5 protein-coding genes are annotated in these 6,000 nt (G+C 30.6%); 4 read left to right on the top strand and 1 reads right to left on the bottom strand.

The window, feature by feature from the left end; all coding sequences use genetic code 11:
* Positions 1 to 105 precede the first annotated feature (105 nt).
* Both ACVHXK_RS15480 and ACVHXK_RS15475 read left to right on the top strand, forming a co-directional pair.
* Positions 106 to 741, top strand: a complete 636-nt coding sequence (locus ACVHXK_RS15480) for a hypothetical protein (protein ID WP_461207316.1) — start codon at positions 106 to 108, stop codon at positions 739 to 741.
* Positions 742 to 743: 2 nt separating this feature from the next.
* A complete protein-coding gene (locus ACVHXK_RS15475; RefSeq protein WP_461207315.1) occupies positions 744 to 2,171 on the top strand; it encodes a flotillin family protein in 1,428 nt (475 codons plus the stop codon).
* A gap of 59 nt (positions 2,172 to 2,230) precedes the next feature.
* Here the strand turns inward: ACVHXK_RS15475 and ACVHXK_RS15470 are convergent, their stop codons facing one another.
* Complete coding sequence (locus ACVHXK_RS15470; protein WP_461207314.1) at positions 2,231 to 2,968, bottom strand: 4'-phosphopantetheinyl transferase family protein; 738 nt, start codon at positions 2,966 to 2,968, stop codon at positions 2,231 to 2,233.
* A 547-nt stretch (positions 2,969 to 3,515) separates the two neighbouring features.
* Between ACVHXK_RS15470 and ACVHXK_RS15465 the strand changes: the two genes are divergently transcribed.
* Together ACVHXK_RS15465 and cls are read left to right on the top strand one after the other, a co-directional pair.
* Positions 3,516 to 4,214 carry a metallophosphoesterase family protein gene (locus tag ACVHXK_RS15465; protein WP_461207313.1) on the top strand — a complete coding sequence of 233 codons (699 nt, stop codon included), beginning with the start codon at positions 3,516 to 3,518 and terminating at the stop codon, positions 4,212 to 4,214.
* 151 nt (positions 4,215 to 4,365) lie between these two features.
* Complete coding sequence (gene cls, locus ACVHXK_RS15460; protein WP_461207312.1) at positions 4,366 to 5,817, top strand: cardiolipin synthase; 1,452 nt, start codon at positions 4,366 to 4,368, stop codon at positions 5,815 to 5,817.
* Positions 5,818 to 6,000 lie beyond the last annotated feature (183 nt).

Here is a 6,000-nt window from a genome sequence, read left to right as displayed (position 1 = left end):
CACATTGGAGGAAAATATAAAAGCCTAACGGCTAAAAGATAGTAGAAGCAACGATTGCAGTATTCTGCAATCGGCTAATTAAATATATTGCAAAGGAGGAGATAAATGGAGGAGTGGTGGAGTGCCCTAGTTGGACTTGAAAAGTTTTTTTGGGTTTTGGCGATACCTTCTACTTGTTTGTTTTTGATACAGATGGCTTTATTGCTTATTGGTGTTGATTTTGGAGAGGATATGCCAGATTCTTTTGATGTAGATGGCATTGGAGATTTTGACATGGATGTTGATGAATTAGATATTAGTTCTGATACAGATGTGCAAGCGTCGAATATTCCACTTAAGCTGATTACATTTAGAAATGTTGTTATTTTTTCTACAATATTTTCTTGGACTGGAATTACTGCACTAGATAGCGGAATTAGAGCTTTACAAGCAATTCTTATTGCTATTGTTGTTGCACTTACTGTCGTTGCAATTCTTACAGGAGTGTTAAGAGCATTGCTAAAATTGCAGGAAAGCGGAAATATCAGTTTAAGAAATGCAATGGGGAAAAGCGGCAGTGTATATTTAACAATTCCAGAAAGAGAAAAAGGGACTGGTAAAATAGAAATAACTTTTCAAGGGAAGTATCAAATAGTAGAGGCAATAACTAAAGAAGAAAGCATAAAAACAGGTGAAAGTATAATTGTAACAGGAATAAAGAATAATAATCTTATAGTAAAAAAAATAGATGGGGGTAATTAATTATGTTTGATAGTTTTTCAGGAATAATAACAGTAGCTATTATAGTAATAGCAATATTTGTAGTTATAATGGCTCTATTTTCAAGATACAAGAAGTGTCCTTCTGATAGAATATTAGTTATTTATGGTATGACAGGTAAACGTGTGGATGGTTCTGCCCGTTCATCTAAGTGTATTCATGGTGGGGCTGCTTTTGTATGGCCAGTAATTCAAAGTTATGAGTATATGGATTTAACACCAATATCTATAGATGTTAATTTAACAAAGGCATTAAGTAAGCAGAACATAAGGGTAGATGTTCCTTCTATATTTACAGTTGGTATTACTACTGATCCAGAGGTTATGAATAATGCAGCAGAAAGATTGTTGCGTTTAAGTAAGCAAAATATTCAAGATCTTGCTAAGGATATTATATTTGGACAATTGAGATTAGTAATTGCTACTATGGATATAGAAGAAATTAACTCAGATAGAGATAAGTTTTTAGCAAATGTTTCTCAAAACGTTGAACAAGAGCTTAAAAAAGTTGGTTTGAAACTTATCAACGTTAACGTAACTGACCTTAAAGATGAGTCTCAGTATATTGAAGCTCTAGGAAAAGAAGCAGCAGCAAAGGCAATTAATGATGCTAAGAAAAGTGTCGCTGAGAAAAATAGAGATGGTGCTATTGGTGAAGCACAAGCTAAGAGAGAAGAAAGAATTAGAGTATCTGAAGCAAATTCTATTGCAATAGAAGGGGAAAATACAGCTAAGATTACTGTTGCAAATTCTGATGCAGAAAGAAGAGAAAGAGAAGCAGAAGCAGAAAGACGTGCTAATGCAGCAGAAAAAGTTCAAGCAGCAAAGGCTTTGGAAGAAGCTTATGCAGCAGAAAGTGCTTCTGAGAAAGCCCGTGCTGAAAGAGAAAGAGCAACTAATATGGCTGACGTTATTGTAAAAGCTGAAATAGCAAAACAAAAAGCTGAACTTGATGCAGAGGCTGAAGCAGAACAAATTAGAAGAAAAGCAAAAGGTGAAGCTGATGCTATTTTAGCTAAAATGCAAGCAGAAGCACAAGGTACTATGGAAATACTTAGTAAACAAGCTGCTGGTTTTAAGAAAATTGTAGAAGCTGCAGGTATGGATTCGGAGAAAGCAGCTATGCTTATGATTACTGATAAGCTTCCTGAATTAGTTAAATTACAAGTTGAAGCTATTAAAAATATTAAAATTGATAAAGTTACAGTTTGGGATACTATGGGTGGAGGAAATGGTGATGGAACTCCTGCAACTGCAAACTTTTTGTCAGGTATGTTAAAAGCTATCCCGCCATTTGAAGATGTATTCAGGAATGCAGGACTTGAACTTCCAGAGTTATTACAAGGAAGAAAGCCTGAAAAAGAGGAAGTAAAAGAAGTTGTTGATGTAGAGTTAGATAAGGATGAAATATAATAGTATTAGAAAAGAGGGAAAACTGATTATATTAGTTTTCTCTTTTGTTTATGATGGGGTTATGTTTGGAGCTTTGTGTTGTTTGAAGTATATATTAAATCTAATTTTTTAGGATAGCACAATGTCAAAATATAATCATCTATCTTAAAAGAGGAAGCTTTGAATTGATAAAAATGAGAGTACGAGCTTACGAGTGAGTTATTAGAAGGTTCCATAGTTTTAACTGTATACATTTCTAGAGGAAGAGTAACCCCTGTTCGTAAGGTTTTACTAAGAGACTCAATGCAAGTCCAATGGGTTATCGCAATATCTTCTTTTGTATAATCACCGAGAGCATTGAATTTTGAGGAAAGAGCTTTTTCAACTGTAGAGGCTCTTTTATTTTCGATTTTTTCTATATCAATTGCCATAGGACAGCCTTCATCGGAAGCAATAGCACAAATAAAATCCTTACTGTGAGTTATACTTATTAGAATATTTTCATTTGAATTAACTTTTACTATGGGGAAATTAAAAATCCCTTTCACTATTGTTATGTTTTTTAATTCTTCCTTTGAACCTAAGAGTTTGTTAACTGCTTTTTTTGCCATGTAACGGCTAAGCAGAAAGTTTTTATATCTATTTTCATTTTTAAAAGAATTCAAAGTTATTTTTTCGGTTTTATTCAAGCTGTTTTCATATTTTGTTGTATCATTTAATTCCTTTATAATACCGCCACAAATAGAAAATTGATATTCTTTATTTTCATTTTTAAGTGTAAGTTGTTTTAAAACTATAGAGCCTGAAAAATTAAACATAGGATACTCCTTTAAGAGCAAATGCACAATTCACAATGTACAATGCACAATTTTGGATGATTTTCTTCTTGATAGTCAGAAAATCTTTGAATTATAGAAACGAATTAATAAATTTTCAATTTATATTTGCTAAATTATCTTACTTAATTACAGCGTTAATATGAAACAAAGTTTTTTATATAGTGCCTTTATTATACAGTTTCGGGATAATAAAGACAATATTAGTAATAGAAATTCTAATAGAGAGTTTCTATTGCTAAATTTATGATAGAGTGTTAATCAAGAGAATTTTATTATATTAATTTTCAAATATATACGAGAGGACTAGTTCACTATGTTGATAGTTAGTTAGCATGATTTTAGGCACTATACATATTGTAATAGATGTAGGTAAATAATAATATTATTAGATTGTCAGAAATTAATGTAAATGATATTATTATATATAACGCTAATTTTGTTTGAATATCAACAATATTTAAAACTAAGTAGTAGTATTAATTGTTATTATATAATAATATTGATGACTATTAAGGAGGACATTTTATTGAAAGTAGCTATTTTTTCGGATATACACGGTAATTTGGAAGCATTGCAGGAGGTAATAAAAGATATCAAATCAAGAGGTATAGAAAAAATATTTTGTCTTGGGGATTTGGTAGGATATGGTCCTTATCAGAATGAAGTTATTGAGTTTATTACTGGAGAAAAAATTATTATAATTGGAGGAAACTACGATGCTGCAGTTGCATTCAATGATATTAATTATATAAAAGATAATGAAATAAACAGAAACTTTGCGCTACCTTGGGCAGTTAATGAAGTTAGTGAAAATAACAAGAAAATATTAAAAACATTACCTGAAAAGCATACGATAGATATAAATGGGAAAACAGTAAAATTCGTTCACGGAAGTACAAGAAAAGTTAATGAATATTTATTAGAAGATTCACAATCTGCAAATGAAGTTATGGAAGAGAATGATTGGGATGTGCTATTCTGTGGACATACACATATACCTTATATAAAAAAAGTAAAAGAAAAGATTCTTGTAAATGTCGGTAGTGTAGGAAGACCTAAAAATGGCACACAAAATATTTACTATGCTATAATGGATACTAACAATAATGATGAAATAAATGTTGAAATAGTTGAAATTAAACATTCTAATGCAAAATTAATAAAAGGAATGGAAAAAAGAGACTTCCCACAAGAGCTTATTACAGCCTATGAACAAGGAAAATAATATAAAAAGCTAATTAGCAATTTGCAATTACCAATTTGCAATTAATGATGATTTTGCAAAGCAAAATCTCTGAATTATCCTTAATTGTGCATTGTGAATTGTGCATTAGATATTATTATTATGCACTGTGCATTGAAAAAAGGAGAGTTATATGGATTTTGTAAATATTACTGAATTACTTTTAGCAGTTTTATTGTTTTTTAATATTGGACTTGCTTTCCTTTTAATATTTTTTGAAAGGAAGAACCCATCGGTTACGTGGGCTTGGCTACTTGTATTGCTTGTATTACCTGGTGTAGGATTTTTCTTATATTTACTTCTAGGTCAGAATTTTCATAAAAGGAAAATGTTCGATTTAAAATTAGAAGAAGATATGCTTCATCATAAATTATTAGTACAAGAAGAACAATTGAGGCAATCAAGTCTTGCCATTAAGGATAAATACGTTAGTGATTATGAAGACATGATTCTAATGAACTATAGATATAGTCATTCACTATTTACCCAGAATAATAAAGTAGAAATTTTTACTAATGGTGAGTGGAAGTTTCATGAGTTACTTAAGGATATAAGAAAAGCAAAGCATCACATTCACTTAGATTATTATATTTATAAATCTGATGATATTGGAAATGCAGTTTTGAGTGCTCTTTTAGAAAAAGCTAGAGATGGCGTAGAAGTAAGAGTATTATATGATGCTATGGGTGGGAGAACAATTCCAAGGAGATATTTTGATTTACTTAAAGAGGCAGGAGGAAAAGTTGCTATATTTTTCCCGTTTATATTACCACATGTAAATGTCCGAATGAACTATAGAAATCATAGGAAAATAGCTGTTATTGATGGTAAAATAGGGTATGTTGGAGGAATGAATATTGGTGATGAATATTTAGGTAAAAGCAAAAGATTTGGATATTGGAGAGATACTCATCTTAGGATAAAAGGTGATGCAGTAGATAGTCTACAACAAAGATTTCTCCTTGATTGGAGATATGCATCAACTGAAAAAATTAAATTTGAGGAGAAATATTTTCCCTCAAAAAATGAGTATGGAGAGAGTGGAATTCAGATAGTAACATCTGGACCAGATGGATTAGAAGAACAAATTAAGAATGCTTATCTAAAAGTTATTTATTCAGCAAAAAAATCTATTTATATACAGTCGCCATATTTTGTGCCTGATAATAGTATAATTGAAGCTCTAAGAGTTGCAGCCCTATCAGGAGTTGATGTAAGAATAATGATACCTAATATGCCAGACCATCCATTTGTTTATTGGGCAACTTATTCATATGTAGGAGATTTGATTAATTCTGGAGTTAAGAGCTTTAAGTACGAAAAAGGATTTTTACATGCTAAAACTATAGTGGTGGATGGTAAAGTAAGCTCTGTAGGGACAGCTAATATGGACAACCGTAGCTATAGATTAAACTTCGAAGTTAATGCATTTATATATGATCATAATATTGGGGAAGAACTCCAAAAGATTTTTTATCAAGATATGGAAGAGTCAACTGAGATAACAGAAGAATTATATCATGATAGGTCTATTAAGATTAAGTTTAAAGAATCAATTGGAAGGTTACTGGCACCTATTTTATAAGAGAGCAATTATTTGTGAAGACTTATAATAGATTTGTTTGAAGTAATTAAGATAGTTATAAATTCATTGTAATTCAATAGATATATAATCCTTAGTTTTTTTGCTATAATAGAATTAAACTAAGGAATTTTTATTGGATGTTTTTAAAAGAGTAATTGATATATTTAAGTATTATTATTAAAA

It is taken from the genome of Clostridium sp. DL1XJH146 (genome assembly GCF_054819755.1).
The sequence above is the reverse complement of the archived record's forward strand: the minus strand, read 5'-3'. Positions and strand labels throughout refer to the sequence as shown.

Excerpts from the sequence above, each read along its gene's own strand:
- cls (WP_461207312.1), top strand. The coding sequence starts at position 4,366 with ATGGATTTTGTAAATATTACTGAATTACTTTTAGCAGTTTTATTGTTT.
- ACVHXK_RS15480 (WP_461207316.1), top strand. The coding sequence starts at position 106 with ATGGAGGAGTGGTGGAGTGCCCTAGTTGGACTTGAAAAGTTTTTTTGG.
- ACVHXK_RS15475 (WP_461207315.1), top strand. The coding sequence starts at position 744 with ATGTTTGATAGTTTTTCAGGAATAATAACAGTAGCTATTATAGTAATA.
- ACVHXK_RS15470 (WP_461207314.1), bottom strand. The coding sequence starts at position 2,968 with ATGTTTAATTTTTCAGGCTCTATAGTTTTAAAACAACTTACACTTAAA.